At 67.3% G+C, this 26,362-nt stretch carries 18 protein-coding genes and 1 pseudogene; 10 read left to right on the top strand and 9 right to left on the bottom strand.

Annotation, left to right across the window (positions count from 1 at the left end):
* Window positions 1–146: 146 nt before the first annotated feature.
* The 3 genes and pseudogenes from V3B64_RS09085 to V3B64_RS09095 form a co-directional block, all read right to left on the bottom strand.
* A pseudogene (locus tag V3B64_RS09085) lies at window positions 147–1,859 on the bottom strand (alpha-amylase family glycosyl hydrolase); the annotation flags it as partial.
* Window positions 1,859–3,346: an MFS transporter gene (locus V3B64_RS09090; RefSeq protein WP_329913987.1), complete on the bottom strand. Its 1,488-nt coding sequence runs from the start codon at window positions 3,344–3,346 to the stop codon at window positions 1,859–1,861. The gene V3B64_RS09090 and the pseudogene V3B64_RS09085, both read right to left, overlap by 1 nt.
* On the bottom strand, window positions 3,343–5,535 hold the full coding sequence (locus V3B64_RS09095; protein WP_329913988.1) for a Six-hairpin glycosidase-like protein: 2,193 nt from the start codon (window positions 5,533–5,535) through the stop codon (window positions 3,343–3,345). The genes V3B64_RS09090 and V3B64_RS09095 overlap by 4 nt, the downstream gene beginning before the upstream one ends.
* Before the next feature lie 237 nt (window positions 5,536–5,772).
* Between V3B64_RS09095 and V3B64_RS09100 the strand changes: the two genes are divergently transcribed.
* A complete protein-coding gene (locus V3B64_RS09100) occupies window positions 5,773–7,824 on the top strand; it encodes a glycoside hydrolase family 97 protein (protein WP_329913989.1) in 2,052 nt (683 codons plus the stop codon).
* A 294-nt stretch (window positions 7,825–8,118) separates the two neighbouring features.
* Window positions 8,119–10,887 carry a TonB-dependent receptor gene (locus V3B64_RS09105; protein ID WP_032129600.1) on the top strand — a complete coding sequence of 923 codons (2,769 nt, stop codon included), beginning with the start codon at window positions 8,119–8,121 and terminating at the stop codon, window positions 10,885–10,887.
* A 248-nt stretch (window positions 10,888–11,135) separates the two neighbouring features.
* On the opposite strand, the gene V3B64_RS09110 is transcribed toward V3B64_RS09105, so the two are convergent.
* A complete protein-coding gene (locus V3B64_RS09110) occupies window positions 11,136–12,749 on the bottom strand; it encodes an alpha-glucosidase (RefSeq protein WP_032129592.1) in 1,614 nt (537 codons plus the stop codon).
* Window positions 12,750–12,963: 214 nt separating this feature from the next.
* On the opposite strand from V3B64_RS09110, the gene V3B64_RS09115 reads away from it, so the two are divergent.
* Complete coding sequence (locus tag V3B64_RS09115) at window positions 12,964–13,962, top strand: polyprenyl synthetase family protein (protein WP_329810423.1); 999 nt, start codon at window positions 12,964–12,966, stop codon at window positions 13,960–13,962.
* 168 nt (window positions 13,963–14,130) lie between these two features.
* Here V3B64_RS09115 and V3B64_RS09120 read toward each other — a convergent pair whose 3' ends face one another.
* The gene (locus V3B64_RS09120; protein WP_329913990.1) at window positions 14,131–14,922 is read right to left on the bottom strand and encodes a dienelactone hydrolase family protein; all 792 of its coding nucleotides are present in this window, start codon (window positions 14,920–14,922) and stop codon (window positions 14,131–14,133) included.
* A gap of 133 nt (window positions 14,923–15,055) precedes the next feature.
* Between V3B64_RS09120 and V3B64_RS09125 the strand changes: the two genes are divergently transcribed.
* Entirely contained in the window at window positions 15,056–15,643 is a 588-nt protein-coding gene (locus V3B64_RS09125) for an SMI1/KNR4 family protein (RefSeq protein WP_329913991.1), read from the top strand.
* A gap of 60 nt (window positions 15,644–15,703) precedes the next feature.
* On the opposite strand, the gene murD is transcribed toward V3B64_RS09125, so the two are convergent.
* The 3 genes from murD to V3B64_RS09140 all read right to left on the bottom strand — a co-directional run bounded on the left by murD (window position 15,704) and on the right by V3B64_RS09140 (window position 21,117).
* Window positions 15,704–17,113, bottom strand: coding sequence for a UDP-N-acetylmuramoyl-L-alanine--D-glutamate ligase (gene murD, locus V3B64_RS09130; RefSeq protein WP_329913992.1), 1,410 nt, complete (start codon window positions 17,111–17,113; stop codon window positions 15,704–15,706).
* Window positions 17,094–18,446 carry a UDP-N-acetyl-alpha-D-muramoyl-L-alanyl-L-glutamate epimerase gene (gene murL, locus V3B64_RS09135; protein WP_049398826.1) on the bottom strand — a complete coding sequence of 451 codons (1,353 nt, stop codon included), beginning with the start codon at window positions 18,444–18,446 and terminating at the stop codon, window positions 17,094–17,096. Before murL ends, murD begins: the two co-directional genes overlap by 20 nt.
* 76 nt (window positions 18,447–18,522) lie before the next feature.
* Entirely contained in the window at window positions 18,523–21,117 is a 2,595-nt protein-coding gene (locus tag V3B64_RS09140; RefSeq protein WP_329913993.1) for a bifunctional aspartate kinase/diaminopimelate decarboxylase, read from the bottom strand.
* Between the two features lie 75 nt (window positions 21,118–21,192).
* Between V3B64_RS09140 and V3B64_RS09145 the strand changes: the two genes are divergently transcribed.
* Window positions 21,193–22,065, top strand: a complete 873-nt coding sequence (locus V3B64_RS09145) for a PhzF family phenazine biosynthesis protein (RefSeq protein WP_329913994.1) — start codon at window positions 21,193–21,195, stop codon at window positions 22,063–22,065.
* Window positions 22,066–22,195: 130 nt separating this feature from the next.
* Entirely contained in the window at window positions 22,196–23,074 is an 879-nt protein-coding gene (locus V3B64_RS09150) for a PhzF family phenazine biosynthesis protein (protein ID WP_329913995.1), read from the top strand.
* Window positions 23,075–23,235: 161 nt separating this feature from the next.
* On the opposite strand, the gene V3B64_RS09155 is transcribed toward V3B64_RS09150, so the two are convergent.
* A complete protein-coding gene (locus tag V3B64_RS09155; protein ID WP_005408443.1) occupies window positions 23,236–23,667 on the bottom strand; it encodes an OsmC family protein in 432 nt (143 codons plus the stop codon).
* A 371-nt stretch (window positions 23,668–24,038) separates the two neighbouring features.
* On the opposite strand from V3B64_RS09155, the gene V3B64_RS09160 reads away from it, so the two are divergent.
* The 4 genes from V3B64_RS09160 (at window position 24,039) to V3B64_RS09175 (ending at window position 26,282) form a co-directional block, all read left to right on the top strand.
* A complete protein-coding gene (locus V3B64_RS09160; protein ID WP_010483539.1) occupies window positions 24,039–24,437 on the top strand; it encodes an HU family DNA-binding protein in 399 nt (132 codons plus the stop codon).
* Between the two features lie 254 nt (window positions 24,438–24,691).
* Window positions 24,692–25,000 (top strand): DUF3861 family protein, encoded by a 309-nt coding sequence (locus V3B64_RS09165; RefSeq protein WP_032129232.1) that lies wholly within the window; start codon window positions 24,692–24,694, stop codon window positions 24,998–25,000.
* A gap of 55 nt (window positions 25,001–25,055) precedes the next feature.
* Window positions 25,056–25,604, top strand: a complete 549-nt coding sequence (locus V3B64_RS09170) for a hypothetical protein (protein ID WP_329913996.1) — start codon at window positions 25,056–25,058, stop codon at window positions 25,602–25,604.
* A gap of 81 nt (window positions 25,605–25,685) precedes the next feature.
* Entirely contained in the window at window positions 25,686–26,282 is a 597-nt protein-coding gene (locus V3B64_RS09175) for a DUF1439 domain-containing protein (RefSeq protein WP_012510326.1), read from the top strand.
* Window positions 26,283–26,362: the final 80 nt, after the last annotated feature.

The following is a 26,362-nucleotide window of genomic DNA, read 5'->3' on the forward strand; positions in this document are numbered from 1 at the left end:
TGCCGGATGCAGGCAAACCAGGTAGTGGGGGGGCCGGGGGGGGCCCGCGGGGGGGGGGGGGGGGGTTGGGGGGGGGGGCGCGGCCCGGGCGCCCCCCCCCCCGCCCCCCCCGCCCCCCCCGCGGGCCCCCCCCGCCCCCCCCCCGACCGCCCCAGCCGCTGATCCCGCGCCTTCTGGTCGGCCATCGCCTTGTCCAGCTCAGCCTGCAATGCCGGCTGCTGCACGGCGGCGTCCAGCACGTAGATCTTCACGCCGTGCGCGGGCACGTCGGTCTTCAGGGAGGCATCCACCTGCAACGAACCGCCGTCCAGTGCATCGCGCCAGCGGCCCGCCTGCACGTAACGCGACACAGTGAGGGTCCTGGTCCGGTCGCCCTTGTTCAGCAGCACCAGCGCGGTCTGCGCCACGTCGCCATGCTGCAGCACGCGGAAGAACACCGCCTCATCACCCTGCAGGCGCTCGTTCACCTGCAGGCCACGCTGCAGCGCCGGCGTGGCTTCGCGCAATCGCGCGATACGCTGCAGCGGCGCGAAGATCGGACTCTCCGGTGCGGCGTCCACGCGCGGCTGGCCAAAGTAGGCACGATTGCCGGCATGCTCGGCGCGGCCGCGCATGAAGCCGGTTTCCGAGCCGTAATAGACCACCGGAATGCCGCGTGCGGTGAACAGCCAGTTGTGCGCATCGATGAAGCCGCTGTCACTGGCCTGCAGGCGCGGCATGTCGTGGTTGTCGTAGAAGCTCATCAGCTCGTACGGATTGGCGTACGGGCCGCCGGTCAGGTGCAGCGGCTCGCCCAGGGTTTCAAAGCCCTTTCCAGCGGTGCCGAAGGTCTGCTCCAGTGCGCCGCGCAGCGGGAAGTCGAGCACGCTGACATTGGCGTTGGCCGGCCAGGTGTGTTCGGCGATGCTCGCCGCGTTGTAATCGAACGCTTCGCCGAACATGAACATGCCCGGATGTTCAGCACGGATGCGCTTGACGAAGGCATGCCACCACGGGTGCGGCAGCCAGCCGATGGTATCGATGCGCAGCGCATCCACACCTTGCGCGGTCCACTGCAGGTAAGCACCCACCAGATAATCCATCACCGCCGGATTGTCCTGGTTGAAGTCGGACAGCTCGGCAAGGTTGCCGTCGAAGATCGATCCGTTCTTGCCGTCGACCGGACCGATGTTGTTGTAGAACGCGTGCAGCGGGTTGTGCTTCGGATCCAGCTTCTGCGGTGGCAGGTTCTGGTGGTCGGCGATCAGCGTTCCGTCCTTGTCGAAGATCTGGCCGAACTGCGGCTGCCGTGTCGGCATGGTCCAGGCCGGCGAGCCGTGGTTACCGACGATGTCCAGCACCACCTTCAGGCCTGCGCCATGCAGGCCCTTGGTCAACCCGGCGAAGTCCAGGTCCTTGCTGGGCAGGTGCTCATCGAGCTTGTAGAAGTTGATGCCCCAGTAGCCGTGGTAGCCGGTCTTGCCGCGATCGGTCAGCGTACTGGTGCAGCTGATCGGCTTGCTGCCGGTGAACGCCTCGTCCGGGTTGTCAACGATCGGCGTGATCCATACCGCGCCGAAGCCGAGGTTGCGGATGTATTGCGCATTGTCGAGCACGCCGCGGAAGTCGCCACCGAGGTAGCCGATATTGCCGTCCACCTTGTCCGGGCACGGCACCGGGATATCGAAGGTGCGGTGCGTGCCGCCCTGGTCGCGATGGTCGTTGGACGGGTCGCCGTTGACGAAGCGGTCGGTGACCACGAAGTACACCGCATCGCTGGCGAACGGCTCGGTGGTGCCCACATAGTCCGGGCGTGGCGCGGCCGTCGCATGGCCGGCCAGCAGTACCAGGGAAACAGCAGCAGACAGCGCACCACGCATCACACCACCTCCGGACGGGACGGAACCCGCAGCACGCACAGGCCGGCGACGAACAGGCTGCAGCCGCCCAGCACCAGCACATGCATCGGCTGACCGCCCAGCCAGGCGCGCAGGGCAAAGCCGAGCGCACTGGCCGCGACCAGCTGCGGGATCACGATGAAGAAATTGAAGATGCCCATGTACACGCCCATCTTCGATGCCGGCACGCTGTCGGACAGCAGCGCATAGGGCAGCGAAAGGATGGACGCCCAGGCGAAGCCGACGCCGACCATCGACAGCAGCAGCCAGTGTGGGTCGCGGATGAACATCAGCGAGACCAGGCCGGCGCCACCCAGCCACAGGTTGAGCAGGTGGCTCCAGCGCAGGCCGATCGCACGCACCATCGGCGGAATCAGTACCGCGGCCAGCGCAGCGAAGCCGTTGTAGGCACCAAACAGCACGCCCACCCAGTTGGCGCCCTCGTTGTAGGCCGCTGACTGCGGATCGGTCGAGCCGAAGTGGATACCCGCCACCGCGGCGGTGGTGTAAATCCACATCGCAAACAGCGCGAACCACGAGAAGAACTGCACCCACGCCAAACGACGCATGGTCACCGGCATCGCGCGCAGGTCGCCGACGATGGCGGCCAGCATATGCGTGGCCGGCAACGCACGGGCGAGCGCAAGCAGCACGCCGTAACCCGCACACAAGCCCGCCGGCACGTACAGCATCTTGTCGCCCTGCCGCCAGGCGATCAGCAGCGCCAGCACCACGCCGAGCCCCAGCCACAGCGCCACCTGCGTCCACGGCGCGGGCCCACTGATCGCAGCCCCTGCGTGGTGCGCCGGCGGCTCGGCATCATCGAAGCCAGCCAGCTCCGTCGGTGAGTACTCGCGGGTGCTGACCACCGTCCAGGTGATCGCCGCCAGCAGCACCACCGCGCCGAAGTAGAACGCATAGCGCACGGTATCGGGCACTTCGCCGGCAGCTGCGGTATTGGCAACACCGAAGTGGGCCAGGATGAACGGCAGGAAGCTGGCGACGATGGCGCCCACACCGATGAAGAAGCTCTGCATGGCATAGCCGGCCGGACGCTGGCGCGGCGCCAGCTGATCGCCGACGAAGGCGCGGAACGGTTCCATCGACACGTTGATCGAGGCGTCCAGCACCCACAAGGTACCGGCGGCGATCCACAGCGTCGGCGAATTTGGCATCACCAGCAGCGCCAGCGTAGTCAGTACCGCACCGATCATGAAGAACGGGCGGCGACGGCCCCAGCGCGTCCAGGTGCGATCGGACAGGTAACCGATCACCGGCTGCACCAGCAGGCCAGTCAGTGGCGCCGCGATCCACAGCCCGGGCACCGCGTCCATGTCCGCGCCCAGTGTCTCGAAGATGCGGCTGGCGTTGGCGTTCTGCAGGGCGAATCCGAACTGGATGCCGAGGAAGCCGAAACACATGTTCCAGATCTGCCAGAACGACAGCTGCGGTTTGGCGGGACGACTCATCGTGCACCCTCTTCCATCGTCACCGGCGCCACCGTCAGTGCCTGCACCTGGGCCTGGTTGAGCACACCATCACGCCCGCCCTTGCCGCCGGTGTAGTGCGCGAAGTGCTGCAGCGCGCTCATGTTGAAGCCATCTTCAAGCGTGACCGTGCACCGCCCCTTGGGCACTGCGAACGTTGCCGAGGTCGAATCCTGCACCGCCACGCTGTGCGGCAGGGTGACCGTATGCCGCTGCAACGGCTGGCCCGGGCACTGCAGAACCAGCTGCTTGACCGCAGCGGTGACGCCGGTGTTGATCGGCCCGTTCGGGTTGCGGTACTGCAGGCGCAGGCGCACCTGCCCGGCCTGGGCCGCGGTGAACTGCCAGCGTTCCTCGCCCTTCAGCACCTGCTGCGGACCGACGCAGAGCGTCGGGCTGTGCAGTGATTCCAATGCACCCTCGCGCCGGGTCAGGCTGAGGCAGTGCTGCAGGCCATCGTCGCTGATGTGCACCGGGCCATTGCTGGCGACGAGGGCCCTGCCGTCCTTCCACAGAACCTGCTCGGCTTGCACCGGAACGTTCCAGCCCGTGCCCATGCGCAGGGCCTGCGGTGCCGCCGGTGTTGCGGGCGCACGCGCGTTGGCATCCGCAGTCGTGGCAGCGAAACCGGTTGCTGCCGGGGCAGCGACCAGCTGCACCGTGGTAGTCGTGCCACGTGTGATGGTGCTGCCGGCCACCAGCAGGCCATCGCCCACGTTCTGCGGACGCTCCAGCACATAGCGCCTGCCGTTGGCTTCCAGCGTGATGCGGGGGTGCGTGCCGAACAGCTCCGGCACCAGCACGGCCGGCAGCTTGGGCTGCACGCGGCCATCGTCCTGCACGCCGAACACGCCTTCGACCACCATCGACAGATACCCGGCCACCGACCACAACTGGCGTTCGGAGTTGACCACCGGGCCGCTCAGCGCACCTTCCTCGACATGCACGGCCTGGCTGACCAGTTCGTAGTTTTCCATGTTGGAACCGGCCAGCGCCGCGCCCTGCATCAGCGAACGGATCTCGGCGGCGATGCGCGGTGCATCATCCAGCTGCCGCGCCGCACGCAGCGAGTAGGCACTGACAAACGGCCAGATCGCACGGTTGTGGTAGATCGGCTGCTGCGATTCCTGCGGCCAGACCACCGGGCTGCCGGCCGGCCCCATCGGGTAGGCAGCCAGTGCACGGCGCGCGCGCTCGGGCGGCAGCACCTCGGCGAGGATGCCCAGCGACAAGCCAAGCAGATCGACCTTGGCGTACGGCACCGGGTGCGCGGCTTCGCCGATGTAGCTCATGTACTGGCCGATATCCTCGCGCCAGAAGCGTGCATCGATCTGCTGTGCCAGCGCATCGGCCCACGCCTTGTACTCGGCCGCGCGGGCGTCGCCGTGCTGGCCGGCCAGGCGTTCGGCCAGGCGCAGTGCCTGGTAGTGCAGCACGTTGGTGGACAGTGCGTAGGAATCACCGATGAAGCGCACGTCCTCGCGGGTCCAGTCCGGATAGGTCTGCTCGCGCCAGTCCAGGAACGAGGTCTCACCACGGTACAGGCCCACCTGCGCGTCGAACACCATCGCGCGGTCCTGCGCCAGCGTGCCCTGCAGCGCCTGCCAGACCTGGTCGGCAAACGCGCGATCGTCCAGCAGGTGGCGTGCCGCCAGGAACCACACCACCCGGTCGCTGCTGATCGGCCAGCTGCCGCCGGAACCGGTGTCCTGCGCGACGAACAGGCCGGGCGTATGGCCATCGCGCGCTGCCGAGAGCTTGAACTGCAGCGACTGCCGGGTGCGCTGCGGGTCCAGCCGCGCCAGCGCCAGGTCGGCGGCGAAGCTGACATCGCGGGTCCACACGTAGGGCCAGCGCGCGCCGGTCTGGAAGCACTCGCATGGCACCGGCCGGCCTTCGTCGAACGCGGGATCGCGGATCGCATCCACGCGGTCCTGGTCCATCTCCTGCTGGGCCAGCGCGAACAGTGCATCGAACATCACGCTGCCGGTCTGGCTGCGCATCGGCATGGGCGCGATACGCACCTCACTCTTCGGCGCATGCAGCACATAGCTGCCGTTGGCAGCGGCTTCGGCGCGCGCATGGCGGCCGTCGAATTGCAGGTCGGCCGCCTGCGCGGTCGATCCCAGCGCTGCCCCCAGGGCAGCGGTCAGGCAAATGATCTTCAGCATCGAAGCGGCGGACCGGCTTGCGCCCGTCGGCCTCCCTCCCTCTCTGCACGCGTTGTAGGTCCGCACCGTCGTTGCCGGCGGGCGGGCGCGGCCCCTCCCTCAAGGTGCCTTGGCCCCATGGTAGACGCGGCGCTGTCGGCTGCGTCCAGCTGCATACGTATTCATGGCGTTGCGCGGTAGCGGGCCTGCCGTGCTGGCTTATGGTCCGGGTCTGCCAACGGCGCCTTGGGAGGGGAAATGCCGATGTCACCCACTGCTGTACGCGCGGTGTTCGCGCACCTGCTCGGTCTGGCTCTGCTGGGCTTGGCCACGCTGGCGCAGGCCGCGCCGCAGGTGGCCAGCGTCGAATCACCGGGAAAGGTGCTCAAGGTCAGCCTGGTGCTGGACGGTGGCACCGCGCGCTATCGCGTCGAGCGTTTCGGCGAGACCGTGGTGGAAGATTCGAAGCTGGGCTTTGCCTTGCGCGATGGGCGCCTGGACCGGGATTTCGCCCTGCTCGGCCAACAGCAACGCAGCGTCGATGACAACTGGGAACAGCCCTGGGGCGAACGCCGGCTCACCCGCAACCACTTCAACGAACTGACCGTGCAGCTGGCCGAGACCACCGGCAGCAAGCGCCGGCTGGATGTGGTGTTCCGCGTGTACGACGATGGCCTCGGCTTCCGCTACGTATTCCCCGAGCAGCCGAACCTGCGCGAAGCCATCATCGATGACGAGCTGACCGAGTTCGCCATCGCGCAGGATTCCACCGCGTGGTGGATCCCTGCCGGCGAACCGATCCACTACGAGTATCTGTACCAGCGCACGCCGCTGCGCGAGGTTCCGCTGGTGCATACGCCGATGACCCTGCGCAGCCGCGATGGCCTGCACGTGGCGATTCACGAGGCTGCGCTGGTCGACTACGCCGGCATGTGGCTGCGCCGCACCGAGGGCCAACGCCTGCGCGCGCAGCTGTCACCCTCGGCCGAAGGCTGGAAGGTGCGCCGCGCCCTGCCCTTCGCCACGCCGTGGCGCACGCTGCAGATTGCCGACCGTGCCGGTGGCCTGGTCGAATCGGACCTGATCCTCAACCTCAACGAGCCCAATGCGCTGGGTGATGTGAGCTGGGTGAAGCCGGCCAAGTACCTGGGGGTGTGGTGGTCGATGCACCTGGACAACGAGAGCTGGGCGACCGGGCCGAAGCATGCGGCCACCACCGCGAAGACGAAGAAGGTGATCGACTTCGCCGCCGCGCACGGCTTCCGTGGCGTACTGGTGGAAGGCTGGAATCCGGGCTGGGACGGCATGTGGGTGGGCAATGGCTACGACTTCGATTTCACCCGTGCCACGCCCGATTTCGACATTGAAGCGCTGTCGGCGTATGGCCTGAACAAGGGCGTGCACCTGATCGGCCACCATGAAACCGGCTGCGCCATCGAGCACTACGAGGAGCAGCTGGACGCTGCGCTGGACCTGTACGCGCGGCTGGGCGTGGACCAGTTCAAGACCGGCTACGTCTGTGACGACGGCCAGGTCGACCGCCGCAATCCCTCGGGCGGCTCGCTGTGGCGTGAGTGGCATGACGGGCAGTTCATGGCGCGCCACCACCTGAAGGTGGTCCAGGAATCGGCACGCCGCCATCTGTCGGTGAACCCGCATGAGCCGATCAAGGACACCGGCCTGCGCCGCACCTATCCCAACTGGATCTCGCGCGAAGGCGCACGTGGCATGGAGTACAACGCCTGGGGCCAGCCGCCCAACCCACCGGAACATGAGGTCAACCTGGTGTTCACCCGCATGCTGGCCGGGCCGATGGATTACACCCCCGGCATCCTCAGCCTGAAGGGCCGCCACGGCCAGGCCATTCCCAGCACGCTGGCACGCCAGCTGGCGCTGTACGTGGTGCTGTACAGCCCGATCCAGATGGCCGCCGACCTGCCCGAGCACTACCTGCAGCATCGCGAGGCATTCCGTTTCATCGAAGACGTGGCGGTGGACTGGGAGCAGAGCCGCGTGCTCGATGGCGAAGTGGGCGACTACGTGACGATCGTGCGACGCGACCGCAACAGCCGCGACTGGTTCCTCGGCAGCATCACCGACGAGCACGGCCGCGTGCTGCCGGTGTCGCTGGGCTTCCTGGAGCCGGGCGTGCGCTATCGCGCCGAGATCTACCGCGATGGCGAGGGCGCGGATTTCCGCAGCAATCCCTTCGCATTCGCGCGCGAAACCCGAGATGTGACCAGCGCCGACGTGCTGACGCTGGTGCTGGCACCGGGGGGTGGGCAGGCCATTCGTTTCACGCCGCTTTGAATGCCCCGGTAGTGGGGGGGGGGGGGGGGGGGGGCGGCGGGCGGGGGCGGGGGGGGGGCGGGGGGGCCCCCCGCCGCCGACCGCCCCCCGCCCCGCCCCCCCCCCGCCACTACCGCAAACAGAACCTGAAAGCGATTACATCCCTGCAAACGCCATTGAATACGTATGCAGGGTGATTCCCGCGAAGAACGCGCTGCCTACCATAGCGGCGACGACAGCGGCCACCGCGTCGCACGTCCACGGTCACTCCGGGACGTTCACGAATCGATCTGCAACATTGCCTGGGAGGGGAAAATGTTGAACCACAAGCGCAGCGCGCTGAGCATCGCGCTGGCCGTTGTCCTGGCGCCGACGCTGGCGTCGGCACAGTCCACGCAGAGCACCACCACGCCGGCCGCCACCGCCGCCACCAACCTGGATACGGTGCAGGTCACCGGCATCCGCCGCGGCATCGAGAACGCAATCGCGATCAAGCAGGACGCCACTTCGGTGGTCGAAGCGATCTCCGCCGAAGACATCGGCAAACTGCCTGACGTCAGCATCGCCGAATCCATCTCGCGCCTGCCCGGCCTGGCTGCCCAGCGCGTGGCCGGCCGTGCGCAGGTGATCAGTGTGCGTGGCCTGTCGCCCGACTTCGCCACCACCCTGCTCAATGGCCGTGAAGTGGTCAGCACCGGCGACAACCGCGGCGTCGAATTCGACCAGTACCCGTCCGAGCTGGTCAACGGCGTGACCGTGTACAAGACCCCGGACGCGGCGCTGGTCGGGCAGGGCCTGTCGGGCACCATCGACATGCAGACCGCACGCCCGCTCAGCTTCGGCGAGCGCGTGATCGCGGTCAGCGGCCGCTACCAGAAGAGCTCCCTGGGCCGCGCTGCCAACATCGACCCGTATGGCAACCGTTTCAGCGCCAGCTACATCGACCAGTTCTTCGACAACACCCTGGGCATCGCCATTGGTTATGCGCACAGCGACATGCCGATCCAGGAGAACCAGGTCGGCCTGTACGAGCCCTGGACCACCGAACACACCGACAAGGGCGAGCGTCGCGGAATCGCACCTGGCACCTACTTCACCGATGGCATCAAGGCGCTGCGCCGTACCGGCAACAACAAGCGCGACGGTGTGATGGCAACGATCCAGTTCCGCCCCAGCAACAGCTGGACCAGCACCTTCGATGCGTTCCACACCGAAGCCGAGCAGATCGACACCGCCAACCAGTTCGAGCTGAGCCTCAGCGGCAACGGCGAGGACAGCAACAATCCCAACGCGATCCTGCCGGTGTTCAGCAATGTCGGTCGCAATGCCGATGGAAGCTTCACCGGCGGCACGATCAACAATGCATACCCGCTGGTGCGCGGCATGTACAACAAGCGCAAGGACAAGATCGATGCGTTCGGCTGGAACAACGAGTTCAACGTCGGTGGCGTGAAGCTGGTCGCCGACCTGAACTACTCCAAGGCGACCCGCCGCGAGATCAATCTGGAAAACAACCTGCAGCTGGTGCCGCGTCCGCAGTTCGACACGATCGGGCTGGTGGTGAACAACAACAGCTTCTCGCAGATCACGCCGGGGCGCGACTATTCCAATCCGGACAGCCTGTTCCTGACCAACACGATCTATGGTTCCGGCTACGGCAAGGTGCCAGAGGTCGAAGACCGCTTGAAGGGTGCCAAGCTGGCGGCGACGCTGCCGGTTCCCGAGGCCATGTCCAGCTGGTTCTCGGATGTGGACGTGGGCGTGAACTATGCCGACCGTCGCAAGCAGAAGGCTCAGGCCGAAGGCAACATCCTGCTCGGCGCCCAAGGCGAATCCACCATCGCACCGGACCTGCAGTACCGCCCGGTCAACCTCGGTTTCGCCGGCATTGGCTACATCCCGTCGTGGAATGTGCCGGCAGCCGTCGGTCGTTACATGACCTTCAACCCGGTCGACAACCTGGACTACCTGATTCCGAAATCCTGGACGGTCGAGGAGAAGATCACCACGGCGTGGGCACGCCTGAACATCAATACCGACATCGGCGTGGTCGGCGTGCGCGGCAACATCGGCGTGCAGATGCAGCACACCGACCAGAGCTCGGATTCGCGCTACTGGGACAGCTCGCAGCCGGCGGGCAGCAACATCCAGCCCTTCTCTGCCGGCAAGACCTACAAGGATTGGCTGCCAAGCTTGAACCTGGTGTTCATGTTCCCGCACCAGCAGACGCTGCGCTTCGCCGCCGCCAAGCAGGTCGCGCGCCCGCGCGTGGACCAGATGCGTGCCGGCCTGGAATTCGGCGTGGATACCAACAATGGCCGCCCCGGTGGCAGCGGTGGCAATCCGCTGCTGGATCCGTGGCGCGCCACCGCGCTGGATCTGTCCTATGAGAAGTACTTCGGCGAGAAGGCCTACGTGGCTGCGGCGATCTTCTACAAGGACCTGAAGAGCTACGTCTACACGCAGTCGGTGGACAACTACGACTTCAGCGGCCTGCTCGGCAACTACGTGCCACCGCCGGGCATGACCGCACCGGTGCTGACCACCGGCACCTTCTCCACGCCGCAGAACGGCAAGGGCGGCACGTTGAAGGGGCTGGAGCTGACCGGGTCGTTCCCGCTGGAGATGCTGACCGACAGCCTGCGCGGCTTCGGCGTGCAGGCCAGCGCGACCTTCAACAAGAGCGACATCACCATCCTGGATCCGGAGAGTGCCTCCAGTGTGGGCACCGACCCGATCAGCCTGCCGGGACTGTCCAAGCGCGTGTACAACTTCACCGCCTACTACGAGCGCAGCGGCTTTGAAGCACGTGTGAGCCAGCGCCGCCGTTCGGACTTCATCGGTGAGATCGGCAACTTCAACGGCAATCGCACCCTGCGTTACGTGGTGGGCGAGAACGTGACCGATGCACAGGTCAGCTACACCTTCAGCGACAGCAGCAGCCTGCGCGGGCTGACCCTGCTGCTACAGGGCAGCAACCTGACCAACGAGCCGTACCGCACCTACGCCGGCAGCAAGGACCGCCCGCTGGAATACATCGAGTGGGGCCGCACCTACATGCTGGGCGTGAACTACAAGTTCTGACCACGACCGGGTAGTGCCGGCCGCTGGCCGGCAGCGACTCATCGGAAACCCGCTGCGCAGGCAGCGGGTTTTCTTTTGCGCGCATGCCGGCCGTTGGTCGGCGAGGCCCATCCACGCATGGCGTGGATAAGGGCCATCCCCAGTAGATCCACGCCATGCGTGGATGCCCTTCACCGGAAGCCCACCCACAAAAAAGGGACGGGGCGCTTCGGCCCCGTCCCCGCAAGTACCGCCACCGGAGAAAACGGTCAGCTGCGTCGGGCGCAATACACCGCGCGCGGCGGCAGCTGGAGTTCATTGCCCTGCACCGTGCCCGCATCCGGGCCCGGCACCGCCACCTGCTGCCAGTTGCCCGGCGGCAGCGGATGGCTCACCGCTTCGGCCGACAGGTTGAAGGCCAGCAGGAGGGTTTCATCTGCAAGCATACGCTCGAACAGCAGCACTGGCTCGGCGCTTTCGATGAATCGGATGCTGCCATGCAGGAGTGCCGGCTGGCTATGCCGCCAGGCCAGAAACCCGCGGAACGCAGCCAGGACCGAGTCCGGGTCGCGCTCCTGCACCGCCACGGCCGCGGCGCGGTGCTCGGGCGGGATCGGCAGCCACGGCTGACCGGCGGTGAAACCGGCCAGCGGCGCGTCGGTCCACGGCAGTGGGGTCCGGCAGCCATCGCGGCCCTTGAAGTTGGGCCAGAAGGTGATGCCATAGGGGTCCTGCAGGGCCTCGAACGGCACCTCGGCCTCGGCCAGGCCCAGTTCCTCGCCCTGGTACAGGCAGACCGAGCCGCGCAGCGAGCACAGCATCGCCACCAGCATCCTCGCCAGGCGCGGGTCAGCCGGGTGGCCGCCCCAGCGGCTGACCGCCCGCTCCACATCGTGATTCGAAACCGCCCAGCACGGCCAGCCTTCGGTCATCACGGCTTCCAGGCGCGAGACCGTATCGCGGATGTAGGCCGCGCTGTAGTCGTCCACCAGCAGCTCGAAGCTGTAGCCCATGTGCAGGCGACCATCGCGGGTGTACTCGGCGGTGGTGGCCAGCGAGTCCTCCGAGGAGATCTCGCCCAGGCTGACCGCCCCCGGATACTCGTCCAGCAGCGCGCGCAGCCTCTCCAGGAACGGCAGGTTCTCCGGCTGGGTGTTGTTGTAATAGTGGTACTGGTAGGCGTACGGGTTGTCCGGGCTGAAGCCGCGACCGAAGCGCTTCTCCGCCGGCTTGGCCGGGTTGTCGCGCAGCTGCGCGTCATGGAAGCAGAAGTTGATCGCATCCAGGCGGAAGCCATCCACGCCGCGGTCCAGCCAGAAGCGCACGTTGTCCAGGGTGGCCTGCTGCACGTCCGGGTGATGGAAGTTCAGGTCCGGCTGGTCGACCAGGAAGTTGTGCAGGTAGTACTGCTCTCGGCGCGGCTCCCACTGCCAGGCGCCGCCGCCGAACAGCGACAGCCAGTTATTGGGCGGCGTGCCGTCCTCGCGCGGGTCCGCCCACACGTACCAGTCGGCCTTGGGGTTGGTCCGGTCCTGGCGGCTCTCGCGGAACCAGGCGTGCTCGATCGAGGTATGGCTCAGCACCTGGTCGATCATCACCTTCAGGCCCAGACCGTGCGCCTTGGCCAGTAGGCGGTCGAAGTCGTCCAGGCTGCCGAACAGCGGGTCGACGTCGCGGTAGTCGGCGATGTCGTAGCCGAAGTCGGCCATCGGCGATTTGAAGAACGGCGAGATCCAGATCGCGTCCACGCCCAGCGTTGCGATGTGGTCCAGGCGCTGGATGATGCCCGGCAGGTCGCCTACCCCGTCGCCGTTGGCGTCAAGGAAACTGCGCGGGTAGATCTGGTAGATGACGGCTCCGCGCCACCATGGATAGTGCGACATCGACAGCCCCCCTCCGGGCGTGCGGGACCCGCCGGGAGCGGGCCGAAATCCTGATGCCGCAAGCTTAGCGGTGGCCTCACGGGCATGGCGCAACCTGCATACGTATTCACGCAGGCGGCATCCGTGGCCGGGCCGCGGACGCCGGCCTGCCCGGTTTGCGCCCGAATTCACAGGCAACGCCTATAATCAGCGATGAGCCTGAAAGCCTGATCGCATGACCATCACCGAAGACACCCGTCCCGCCCTGGGCCTGCCCCAGATCCAGTCGCTTGCCGCGGCCGACATGGCCGCCGTCGACGCCCTGATCCGGCGCCGCCTGTCCTCGGACGTCGTGCTGATCAACCAGATCGCCGACCACATCATTTCCGCCGGCGGCAAGCGCCTGCGCCCGATGCTGGTGATGCTGGCCGGCCATGCGGTCGGCCAGGCCGGCCCGGACCACCACCAGTTGGCGGCGATCATCGAGTTCATCCACACCTCCACCCTGCTGCACGACGACGTGGTGGACGAATCCAGCCTGCGCCGTGGCCGCAGCACCGCCAACGCCCTGTGGGGCAACGCGCCCAGCGTGCTGGTCGGCGACTTCCTGTACTCGCGCAGCTTCCAGCTGATGGTCGAGCTGGAGCGCATGTCGGTGATGCAGATCCTGGCCGATGCCACCAACCGCATCGCCGAGGGTGAGGTGCTGCAGCTGCTGCACGTGCACAACCCGGATACCGACGAAGCCGCCTACCTGCGCGTGATCGAGCGCAAGACCGCGGTGCTGTTCGCCGCCGGCACCCGTCTGGGCGCGCTGGCCAGCGGCGTGGACGAAGCCACCCAGCAGGCCCTGTTCGACTACGGCATGCACCTGGGCTACGCGTTCCAGATTGCCGACGACGTGCTGGACTACTCGGCCAATGCCGAGGAGCTGGGCAAGAACCTGGGTGACGACCTCGCCGAGGGCAAGGCGACGCTGCCGCTGATCCACGCGATGGCCCACTCCGACGACGCCACCCGCGAGCGCCTGCGCACCATCGTGCAGGACGGCGACGCCTCGGCGATGCCGGAAGTGCTGGCCGCGATCCGCGCTACTGGCGGCCTGGACTACAGCCGCGCGCGTGCCGAGGAATATGCCGAGGCCGCCGAGCGCGCGCTCGATGGCCTGGCCGACAATGATGCCGTGGCGGCCCTGCGCGGCCTGGCCCGCTACGCGGTGCAGCGTTCGCATTGATGGGTTGAGGCGTGCCGACCAACGGTCGGCACCCACCAAACCGGCATTCCGGTGGCTGCCGACCGTTCGCATTGACCGCATTGTAGTGCCGGCCGCTGGCCGGCAACCTCATGATGCTGCGGATGTCACGGGAATGGCGGCCACCGGCCGGCCCAACCGCTGCACGGTTCAACGTTTCTCGAAGCGCTCCTCGAAGAACTCATCCAGCGCCTTCCACGCACGCTTCGCCGCGCGCTCGTTGTACTGGCAGCCCGGCGGGCTGTTGGCATCGCGCTCGGCAAAGCAGTGCACCGCGCCGCTGTAGTTGGTGAATTCCCAATCGACCTTGGCCGCGTTCATTTCTTTCTGGAAGCTGCCGATGTCCTCGGCAGTCACGCTTTTGTCGTCGGCGCCGTTGAGCACCAGCACCGACGGGTGGCTGCCACCAGCCTGTGCCGGCAGCGGCGAACCCAGCCCGCCGTGCAGGCTGACCACCCCTGCCAGCGGCGCACCGGCACGGGCCAGCTCCAGCACCGTGGTGCCACCGAAACAGAAGCCCACCGCACCGATCCGACGGGTATCGAGCGGCACCTTGCCGGCCTGCGCCCTGAGCACGTTCACCGCCTCCAGCGCACGTGCGCGCAGCAGCGGCCGGTCGTTGCGCAGCTTGCTGGCGATCGGGCCGGCCTCGGCATCGGTCTTCGGCCGCACGCCCTTGCCGTAGACATCGGCCACCAGCACCACGTAGTCATCGCCGGCCAGCTGCTTGGCCTTCTCGACCGCCGATTCGTTCACGCCCTTCCAGTTCGGCACCATCACCAGCCCGGGGCGCTTATCGTTGTCGCCGTCGTCATAGACCAGCACGCCGCTGAAAGTCGTGCCCTGGTGCTTCCACTCCACCGGCTGCGTCTTCATCGCCGCCCACGCCGGCATCGCTGCCAGCCCCAGAACCACCGCCACACCGCATCGCCAACGATTCATGCGCCTGCTCCGCAAGAAAAAGGGGACGGAGGGGATTAAGCCGTATTCACCCCTCCCGCGTCGCATTCTGCATTGGCGACGTGACGCAGGTGTGGTTGGATACGACTTAATCCCCTCCGTCCCCTTTTTTCGCATGAATCTTGTTGATCGCTTCCTGTCTGGCCTTGTTCCGCGTTTGCCTGCCGAGGATGCCCCGCAGTGGGCTTGGGTCCAGGGCGCCAGCGCCGAAGACCTGCAGCGCCTGCGAGCGCAGTGGCCGCAGGTGCCGGACAGCCTGGTGGAACTGTTGTCCCGCGTGGATGGCACCCATTTCCGCGAGTATCCCGGCGGTGAGGTCTGCGTGCTGATGCTGGGTTCAGATGTGGGCGATTACCCCTACTACCTGCGCTCGGTCGCGCAGATCTTCGAGGACCAGCAGCAGTGGGACGACAGCATCCGTTCCATCTACGAAGAGTGGCTGGATGACGAGCCGGAGATCCTGGGTGAGGGCATCGACGCCGATCTGCCGATGAACCGCCGCCTGTGCTTCTCGCACTGCATGAACAACGGCGGCACCTCGATGCTGTACTTGGATTTTGATCCCGCGCCGGGCGGTACGGTCGGCCAGGTGGTGCGCTACCTGCACGATCCGGACAGCTATGCGGTGATCGCGCCCAGCTTCGATGCGTACCTGCAGCAGTTGATCGACGGCGGCTACGCGTTCATCGATGAGGAGCAGTAGATCCACGCCATGCGTGGATGAATTTCTCCGGAGGTTGCCGGCCAGCGGCCGGCACTACCTTCAAGCGATACCCAGCCCGGGAATCGCGCTGATGCTCTCCGGGTCAAACCCAGCCAGCTCGGCGAAGTGGCGGCCACGCGCCACGTAGTCACGGTAGGCGCCGAAACTCGGCGCGCCCGGCGACAGCAATACCACCCCGCCTTCAGAACCCAACGCGGCACGTGCCAGCGCCATTGCCTCGGGCAGATCCGCCGCCGCGTGCAGACCGAAGCGACCGGCATCGGCCAGCGGCTGCAGCATCGCGTGGATGCGCGGGCCGTTGCTGCCCATCGTCACGATCTCCACCGGCGGCACGTCGTGCGCCATGTGCTGCATGAAATCGGTCCAATCCAGGCCACGGTCATGCCCGCCCACCAGCAACGCGATGCGCTGCCCGGCGAAGCACTCCAGCGCGGCCAGGCTGGCATGCGGCGTGGTGCTGATCGAATCGTTGACGTAGGTCAGGCCATCGGCCGCGCCGATGCGCTGCAGGCGATTCGGCAGTGGACGGAAATCCTGCACCGCCGGTGCCAGCGCCACGGCGTCCAGCCCCAGCGCTTCCAGCGCCGCCAGTACCGCACACAGGTTGCCGCGGTTGTGGCGACCCGGCAGCGGCGTGTTGCGGGTATCGAACACGGCCTGCTCGCCGCGATGCACGATGTCACCGCGCATATGCCAGCCCTGCGGCTGGTTGAACCAGACCACTTCGCTATCGGGCAGCGACAGCGCAGCCAGATGCGGATCGGCGGCATTGAGCACGGCGATGCGCGGTGCGGCTTCAGTCACCAGCCGCAGCTTGTCGTCGATGTAACGCTGCTCGCTGCCGTGCCAGTCCAGGTGCTCCGGGAACAGGTTCAGCACCACCGCTACCTGCGGATGGGCGCCACTGCGCGCCACTTCGCCGGTCTGGTAGCTGGACAGTTCCACCGCCCAGTACGCGGGTGCGGGCTGCGGGTCCAGCACTTCCAGCAGCGGCAGGCCGATGTTGCCGACCAGGCCGGTGCGGTGGCCGGCGGCGCGCAACAGGTGCGCGACCAGCGCGGTGGTGGTGCTCTTGCCTTTGGTACCGGTCACACACACGGTGTCGTGCACGATGCCATCGGCACCCGCATGCTCGGCGAACCACAGCGCAGTGCCACCGATGAAAGTGGTGCCCTGCGCCGCCGCGGCCAGCGCGATCGGCTGGTACGGGCTGATGCCGGGCGATTTGATCACCACATCGAACGCGGCCAGCGCTTCAGCGGAAGGCTCGCCACGCACGTCCAGCACGCCCTGTGTTTCCGCATGCGCGGCCTCCACTTCGGCCGCAGGGCAGAACAGGCTCAGCGGCAGCGTGGGCAGGCGCTCGCGCAGCACCGCAAACGCGGCGCGGCCCTCACGGCCCCAGCCCCACAGCGCAACGCGCTTTCCTTCAAGCTTCGAAATCTTCACGCACCCGTTCCCACAGCGCAGCCGGAACCCGGTGCTCGCCCTGCAGCTGCAGCAGCGGTGCCAGTTCCAGTTCGGCGGCATCCAGCTGCGGCTGGATCTCATTGCAGAAGCGCTTCACCAGCACGTCTTCCTTCCACTCCGGGCGCTGCGCCAGGGTCGCCATCGCCGCACGCGATTCGCGACCTTCGCCCACGCACTCGAACGGCTTGTGGTCCTGGAATTCCAGCAGTGCATCGAAGCCACCGGCCTGCTCGGCATCGTCCAGCAGGTTGCGGCCGAAGATGCGCACCAGGCGCGTCTTGGGCATGAACGGGGCCAGCGCCAGGAATACGAAATGGCACTTCGGGCAGACACCGCACCAGCGGTTCACCGGGCGCTCGCCGAGGATGTGGAAGTTACGGTTGCAGCTGGAGAAATGCGCGTCGTAGAAATCGGTCTTGGCGAACTGGCGGGCCACTGCCAGCTCCGACATCGGGCGCAGCAGCGAGTAGTACTGCAGGTCCGCCGCTACGTGCGTCTGCACATGGCTGCCGAACGCCTGCTCGAATGCCCAGCCCTTGGACCACTGGTGGTTCACTTCGCCGGTGCCCGGAATCTGGCTGCCGTAGCTGGCCGAACGTTCGTTGGAGAACACCACCTGGTCCACGCCCTGCAGCAGCGCGGCCAGCACCATGATCGCCGAGTTCACCGCAGTGACCGGGATATGCCCGTTCCACGCACCCTGGCGGTTCAGCTCGAACAGTTCCGGCGCCAGCGCGCGGCCCAGGTTCAGCGTCGGCAGGCCGGTGCGTTCAGCGCAGGCACGGATCAGCTGCGAGCCACCGATCCAGGTCACCGTCTCGTCCACGCCGGCACGGCGCAGCGCTTCGATGCTGACCAGCGAATCCTTGCCGCCACCGATCGCCACCAGCGCGTGCGGCTGCAGGCCCAGCACCGGCGCCTGCACTGCCTCGCCCTGCACCGGCAGGCGGAAGCGCCCGCGCAGGTTCAGGCCGTTGCGGTAGGCAAATTCACCCAGGCCATTGAGGTAGACCGTCTCCACCAGCGCAGCGGTATCGGCATCGATGGCGTAGCTGTCGATGCTGACCGTCTCCGGCACGCCCGCCTTGTAGTAGCTGACACCGGCGATCAGGTGCAGCAGCTGCAGCGCGCGCTGCACAGCGGCGGTACGCGCTTCGTCCAGCACGAACGGGGCGCCCGGCACGGTGATGGTTTCCACCATCTCCGGGCCGTCATCAAAGGCGTAGACCAGCTTGGCCACGCCGGTGTCCGCGGCGAATTCGCAGCGGACGAAGCGGAAGCGGGAAACCTGGTGTTTGTCGAAAGCAGTCATGGTGTATCCGGTCAGGCACGGGCCCGCGCGATGGCGCGGGGCGTGTCGGTGGGCGGGTGCAGGGCGCGCGCGGTGGTCATTCGATCACGTCTTCGCGCGGCAGCATCCGCTGGTTGTAGGTGTTGGCCATCGAATAGCCGTAGGCGCCGGCATCGGCGATCAGCATCACGTCGTCCGGTGCGGTCGACACCGGCAGCTTGCGGCGCTTGCCGAACACATCGCTGGATTCGCAGATCGGGCCGACCACGTCGAATGCCGCTTCGGCATAACCGCCCTGGCGGCTGAGGTTCTCGATGTCGTGCCAGGCGTCGTACAGGGCCGGGCGCATCAGTGCGTTCATGCCGGCATCCAGGCCAACACGGCGCACGCCGTCCTTCTCCACCACCTGGGTGACATGGGTCAGCAGCACGCCGGACTCGGCCACCAGGTAGCGGCCCGGCTCGATCGCCAGGCGGAATGCCGGATGCAGCGCCTTGACCTCGGCCAGGCCCTCGGCCCAGGCGTCCAGGTCGAACGGCTCGTCTTCGTCGCTGTACGGAATCGGCAGGCCACCGCCGATATCGATGGTGTGTACGCTGCCGATGCGGCGGGCGAAACCGGCCAGCTCATCGCACATCAGGCGCCAGTGCTGTGCGGTTTCCACGCCGCTGCCCAGATGCGCATGCAGGCCGACCACGCGGCTGCCCAGATCGGTGGCCGCGCGCACGAACTCATCGACGCGGGCGATCGGCAGGCCGAACTTGGAGTCCTTGCCGCCGGTGCGGACCTTGGCATGGTGGCCTTCGCCACGGCCCAGATCCACGCGCAGCCACAGCTCGCGGTTGCGGAACAGGTCCGGCCAGCGCTGCAGCGCTTCGACGTTGTCGACGGTGACGGTCACGCCCAGCGCGAACGCGGCTTCGTACTCGCTGCGCGGGCAGAAGCTGGGGGTGAACAGCACACGCTTGGGCGACAGTTCCGGCAGGTGCTGGAACACGTGCTTCAGTTCGCCGTGCGATACACACTCAAGGCCGAAGCCCTCGGCTTCCAGCAGCTGCAGGATGGCCGGGTGGCTGTTGGCCTTGATCGCGTAGTAGCGCTGGTCGATCGGCTTGATCGCGGCCAGCGCGCGGGCACGGGCGCGCACGGTCGGCAGGTGGTAGACATAGCGCGGCGTACCGGCGTCGGCCAGCTGCAGCAGGTGCGCCCGCTGGCCCCGCCACCACGGCGTGCCACGCGGGCGCACGGTGCCGGCGATCTCGCGCCAGCGTGGGCCGAACACTTCGGTCTCTTCCACCGGCATCGCACCGCTGTCGATCAGCTCGGCATGCAGGATCGGCAGCAGGCCATCGGCATCGGCTTCGTCGATGACGAAGGTCAGGTTCAGGTCGTTGGACGACTGCGAGATCATGTGCACGCGCTCGCGGCCGAAGGTGGCCCACACGTCCGACAGCTTGTGCAGCAGCGAGCGCATGCCGCGGCCAACCAGGGTGATCGCCGCGCACGGCACGATCACCTTCACCTTGCAGATCTGCGACAGGTCGGCCGACAGCGCGGCCAGCACATCGGTGTTGACCAGGTTCTCGGACGGATCCAGCGACACGGTGACGTTGGTTTCGGCCGAACCGATCAGGTCCACCGACAGGCCATGCTTCTTGAACAGGTTGAACACATCGGCCAGGAAGCCGACCTGCTGCCACATGCCGATGCCTTCCATCGACACCAGCACGATGCCGTTGCGGCGGCTGATCGCCTTCACGCCCGGGACCGGCGCAGCGCTGCCATCGATGCTGGTGCCCGGCAGTTCCGGGCGCTCGGTATCGAGGATGGCCATCGGCACGCCGGCATCGCGGCACGGCTTGATCGAGCGCGGGTGCAACACCTTGGCGCCAGTGGTGGCGATTTCCTGCGCTTCGTAATAGTCCAGGCGGGTCAGCAGGCGTGCGTCCGGCACGTCCTTCGGGTTGGCACTGAACATGCCCGGCACATCGGTCCAGATCTCCACGCGGCTGGCACCGAGCAGCGCACCGAAGTACGCCGCCGAGGTATCCGAGCCACCACGGCCGAGGATGGCGGTACCACCATCGGCATGCCGCGAAATGAAGCCCTGGGTGATCAGCAGGCGGGTTGGCTGCGCGCGGAAGCGCTGCATCCACTCCGTATCGGCACGCCACTGGCAGTTCACCGACAGCCGCTGCGACCAGTCGCTCTGGTTCGGCTGCGGCGGCATCGCGTCCAGCCACTGGCGGGCATCCATCCAGCCCATGTCCAGGCCCGAGGCGTGCAGGTAGGCCGCGCCCAGGGTGGAGGACAGCAGTTCGCCCTGGCCCAGCACTTCGGCCTGCCACTGCAGCGGCCGGGTGGCCGCGCGCGCGTCGTCGAGCAGCCCCTGCAGCGCCGCCAGGCGCTCGGCCAGCACCTCGCGACCCAGGCCGAGTTCAACCAGGAAGGCCTCGTGGCGTTCGACCAGCGCCGCCACGCGATCACGGCTGTCCGGCGCGCCATCGGCGATCGCGGTCAGTTCATTGGTGACCCCGGACAGCGCCGAAACCACCACCAGCACGCGCGAGCCAGTCTCTTCCGCACGTTTTTTCGCCAGCTTCCCGATCGTGTCCCAGCGATGACGACGCGACACCGAGGTGCCGCCGAACTTCAGTACGATCCAACGATCGACAAGGGGGGAAGCTGACATGGATTGGCTATGTAGAATGTGGGGAAGCCGCCCTCGGGGGCGGAACCTTTGATTCTAAGCGCAATATCCCCGTAGATGGCCGTCCTCCGTTACCTGCAGCTCGATGTCTTCGCCCCCCGCCCCGGCACCGGCAACCCACTGGGCGTCATCCTGGACGCCGACGAGCTCTCCAGCAGCCAGATGCAGGCCCTGGCCGCCTGGCTGAACCTGTCCGAGACGGTGTTCTTCCTGCGCCCCAGTGCGCCGGGCGCCGACTACCACATCCGCATCTTCACCCCGACCCGCGAGCTGGCATTTGCCGGCCACCCCAGCGTCGGCGCCGCCTGGGCGGCGGTGACCTGCGGCCTGGCGCAACCACGCGACGGTGCCCTGCTGCAGCAATGCGCGGCGGGGTTGCTGCCGGTACGGGTGAGCGGCCCGGCCGAGGCACTGCAGATCCAACTGGCCAGCCCACCGGCGCAGCAACTGGACACAGCGGCGGACGGAGCGCCGGAAGCGCTGCTGGCGCTGGCTGCCAGCGGGCACGTACCCGAACTCTGGGACAACGGCGCTCGCTGGTGGCTGCTGCCGCTGCGCGACGCCTCCGCCGTACGCAACCTGGTGCCGGACATGGCCGCACTGGCCGACTGGAGCCTCACCACTGATGCCACCGGCCTGGCCGTGTTCGCCGACGAAGCTGGCAGCGACCACACCCGGGTGGTGCGCGCCTTCTGCCCCGCTGATGCGGCCGCCGTACCCGAGGACCCGGTGACCGGCAGCGCCAATGCCCTGATCGGTGCCTGGCTGCGGCAGCGCGATGCCCTGCCGGGCCGCGAGGGCCACTACTTGGCCAGCCAGGGCCGCGAAGTCGGCCGCGACGGCCGCGTACAGGTCGAGGTCGATGCGCAGGGCACGGTCTGGATCGGCGGCCAGGTGCAGGCGGTCATCGACGGCCACATCCGCTGGTAGCGCACGGAAAAAAGGGACGGAGGGAATTAAGTCGCTTATGGCACATGGGGCAAAAGCGACTTAATTCCCTCCGTCCCCTTTTGGGTGCCCCGCGCTACGCTATGCGGCCTGTTTACTGGAGTGCCGCCTGATGTCCACCCGCCGTTTCCTGCAGCTGGATGTGTTTTCCCCGCGCGCCGGCGCCGGCAATCCGCTGGCCGTGGTGCTCGATGCCGAGGGCCTGGACGACGCCAGCATGCAGGCCATCGCGCGCTGGACGCGCCTGCCCGAGACCACCTTCGTGTTCCCGCCGCAGGTCGCCGGTGCCAGTTACCGGCTGCGCATGTTCAGCCCGCAGAAGGAAGTTCCGTTTGCCGGCCACCCCAGCGTCGGCACCGCGCATGCGGTGCTGCAGGCCGGCCTGGCCGCAGCGGTCGATGGTGTGCTGGTGCAGGACGGCATTGCCGGTGCCCTGCCGCTGCGCGTCAGCGGTGAAGGTGCGCAGCAGCGCATCGCCATCCGCACGCCGCGCGCGCAGCTGGCCGAGACTGCCGAGGCGGCCGATCCACGCCTGCAGGCCGCACTGAAGGACTGGCCGCTGGGCACGCTGCCGCCGGCGCGGATGCAGGGCGGACGCAGCTGGTGGGTGGTGCAGGTGGCCGATGAGGCCGCATTGCGCGCGCTGCAGCCGGACTGGGATGCGGTGGCCGCACTGGCCGAGTCCACCGACAGCATGGGCGTGTTCGCCTATGCCTTCAGCGATGGCAGCGAGGGCTTCGATCTGGCGGTACGTGCCTTCGTCGGCAATGGACGCCGCTTCGAGGACGCCGCCTCCGGTGCTGCCAATGCGGTGCTGGCCGCATGGCTGGACCTGCGCGATGCGCTGCCCCGTGGTCGCGCACCGTTCGAAGTCAGCCAGGGCCGCGAAGTCGGCCACGACGCGCGCCTGACCCTTTTCGTCGATGAAGACGGGGAAGTCTGGTCCGGTGGCCAGGTGCAGACGGTGATTACCGGCACCCTTGATTGGTGATTGTGATGGGGGTGGTAGAGCCGAAGGCAGCGGCAGGAGCCGCTGCCAACGTCGGATGCGACGGCCCGGAGGGTGGCGGCCAGGAAGGCCGCCATAACGCTGGCCGGCTGCTACCTGGACCTCGACATCATGCGGTTGCCGGCCAGCGGCCGGCACTACCCTCAGCCCAGCTCGGCTTCCAGGCTGATCGGCACTGCGCTCAGCGCCTTGGATACCGGGCAGTTCTGCTTGGCGTCATCGGCAATCGCACGGAACTGCGTCGCGTCGATGCCCGGCACCACCGCCTTCACCTTCAGCCGGATCTGCGACAGCTGCGGGCCGCCTTCCAGCGACAGATCGACCTTGGCTTCGGTATCCAGCGAAGTCGGGGTAAAGCCGGCTTCGCCGAGCTTGGCCGACAGCGCCATGGTGAAACAGCCGGCGTGCGCGGCAGCGATCAGTTCTTCCGGATTGGTGCCCTTTTCGTCGCCGAAGCGGCTGTTGAAGCCGTAGCGGGTCTTGTCCAGCAGCCCACTCTGCGGCGTGCTCAACTGCCCCTTGCCCGACTTCAGATCGCCTTCCCAGTGCGCGGTGGCGTGTCGCGAGATTCCCATGTGCTGCTCCTGCGTGACGGTGATGAACGGTCACCTTCGCACGGGAGGCGTTAGCCCTGCGTCGCTCCGCCGCACGCCACAGGTCCGCCGGAAACCGGACAACTGGTCACTTCTTCACCAGACCGGCGCGCATTTTTCCCTTGTTTTCAGTGGTTTCGCGCATTCCTCCGACGGGCGGGCGCGGGCTATCGCGCGCGCTGCCACACCCCCTTCCCCCACTGCCGGCCATGTACTGAATCGGCCTGGATATGAAAAAACATGCACTTTCCGCGCTTCGGGCTATTGGCGGCGCCCGAGAGTTGCCCTACATTGCGCTTGCCGACGGGGTTCGGCGCCGACCAAACAACCAACCGTTCACGGAACAGGAAACCATGGCAAAGACCGCTAAGAAGGCTGCCCCGAAGAAGGCAGTGAAGAAAGTCGCGACGAAGGCAGCCGCCAAGCCGGCCGCTCCGAAGCCGATCAAGGAAGTGCTGACCAAGTCCGGCCTGGTTGCACACATCGCTGAAGCCTCCGGCGTCATCGCCAAGGACGTCCGCGCTGTGCTGGCCTCGCTTGAAAGCGCCGTCGCCTCCTCGGTGCACAAGAAGGGCGCTGGCTCCTTCACCCTGCCGGGCCTGCTGAAGATCACCACCGTCAATGTGCCGGCCAAGCCGAAGCGCAAGGGCATCAACCCGTTCACCAAGGAAGAGCAGTGGTTCGCTGCCAAGCCGGCCACCACCAAGCTGAAGGTGCGTCCGCTGAAGAAGCTGAAGGACGCCGCGCTGTAAGCGCGCGCCCCAACGCGGATTCCGACGGGACGGCTCTGGCCGTCCCGTTTTTTTTGTCCCAACCACAGCCCGCAACACAGCGTTGCCGCATCCCCGGGAATGCGCGTACAGGCCCGTCGCCATTGGCTGGGCGTGGTCCGTTGCGGCCCCGGAACGTACCGGGTGGAACACTGCGTGCAGCCCCGGCCATCGCCGCCGGGCACGGCCTTGCCTAAGGTGGGCACATCCTCCACAGCTACGGCGAGCACACCCTCATGGCCAGCCCCTCCACCCGCTACCGGATCTCGGTGACCCCCATCGAAAAGGACGGGTTGCAGTGCACCGGGCGCTGCACCATCGAACTGGAACATCGCGCAAGCCGCGACCTGATGCGCCTGCTGGAAGCGGCGCCGCGCACCGCTGGTATCAGCGGCGACGAGCGCGCGACGCTGGTGATCGCCACCCAGCTGCTGCGCGACATCGTGCAGCGCCACGCCGACACCGAAGGGCATGCCCTGGCCGCCATCGCCACGCAGGTGCTGCCGGCGCTGGATGCACTGGAACAGCTGCCCTCCTCCCGCTGATCGCGGAACAGCCGATACACTGCCTCCTTCCGTTCGCCTCGGGGAGGAGGCAGACATGCGCAGGTTCCTGATACTGCTCGCACCGCTGGTGCTGCTGGCCTGTTCCCGGTCGCCATCGCAACCTCATCCGGCGGATGCCACACCGTCGGCCACGGCCGAGGCGGCTGCCCGCACGAAGTCACAGACCGCCGCAGAAGGCGATGCACCGGCCGTGCAGGCCATCGATGTCGATCCCCTGTTTGCCGCCGTCGCGGCCGAGGCCGAGCTGCCGGCGGGAATGCTCAATGCCTATGTCATGGCCCTGCTCAATCGCGATCGCAAGGCCGTCGACGCCGCGTGGACATTCCCGCCCAGCGATGCACGACGCGCCGACGATGCCGCATTGCGCCAGCTCACGGACGTGCGCAGCCTGCGCCTGACCAGCGAACTACCGATCGCGCGCGACGGTCACCAGCCGCCGCAGCTGCTGGAGGTTCCGGTGCAGATCCGCGCAGTGACCCCTGAGGGCACCTTCCGCTTCGGTGGCTGGTACCGGGTGCAACCCCGTGCCGATGGCCGCGCCTGGCAGATCCAGTCGGCGCAACTGCGGCCAACGGTGGACTGAACCGTTGCAGCGGCATGCACGCGCGATTCAGCCGGCACGGCTACTCTTTGATTCGTCCATTCATATCCACCGGTCACCGCCATGCGCCTGCGTTCCCTGATGACCCGCCTCGCGGCCTCCACCGTACTGATCGCCGCTGCGATCGGCGCCCAGGCCGCCCCTTCCATTTCCGGCCGCGAACTGTCGGTCGGCGCCAGTGACGTGCAGCAGTACCTCGATGGCAGCTTCCCACGCACCCAGGACGCCCTCGGCGGCCTGATCGCCCTGACCATGAGTCACCCGCAACTGAGTCTTCCGGCCGGCGAGCGGCTGAACCTGGGCATGGATGTGGCACTGGCCACCGCCGGTGGCAACCCGGCCAAGCTGGGCACGGTGAAGCTCAGCAGTGGTCTGCGCTACGACGCGCAGACCCAGGGCTTCCACCTGCAGCAGCCCAGCGTGGATGACTTCACCCCGGCCAACCAGGGCGGTCGCCTCGATTCGCGCACCCGCGGCCTGCTCAATGCCTGGCTGAGCGACTACGCCCAGCGCGAACCGATCTACAAGCTGGACCCGGCCGTGGCCGGCCTGCTCGGCGCGCTGCAGGTGCAGTCGGCGCAGGTGAAGAACGGCAAGCTGGTGGTCACCTTCAACCAGAACCTGGGCAACCTGGTGCCGGCAGGCGTGCTGGGTAAGTAAGGTAGTGCCGGGGGGGGGGGGGGGGGGGGGTGTGGGGTGTTGGCCGCCGCGGGCCGCCCGACACCCGCCGGGGGGGGCGG

Origin of the sequence: Stenotrophomonas sp. SMYL86 (genome assembly GCF_036320025.1) — a bacterium.
Lineage (GTDB): Bacteria > Pseudomonadota > Gammaproteobacteria > Xanthomonadales > Xanthomonadaceae > Stenotrophomonas > Stenotrophomonas maltophilia_A.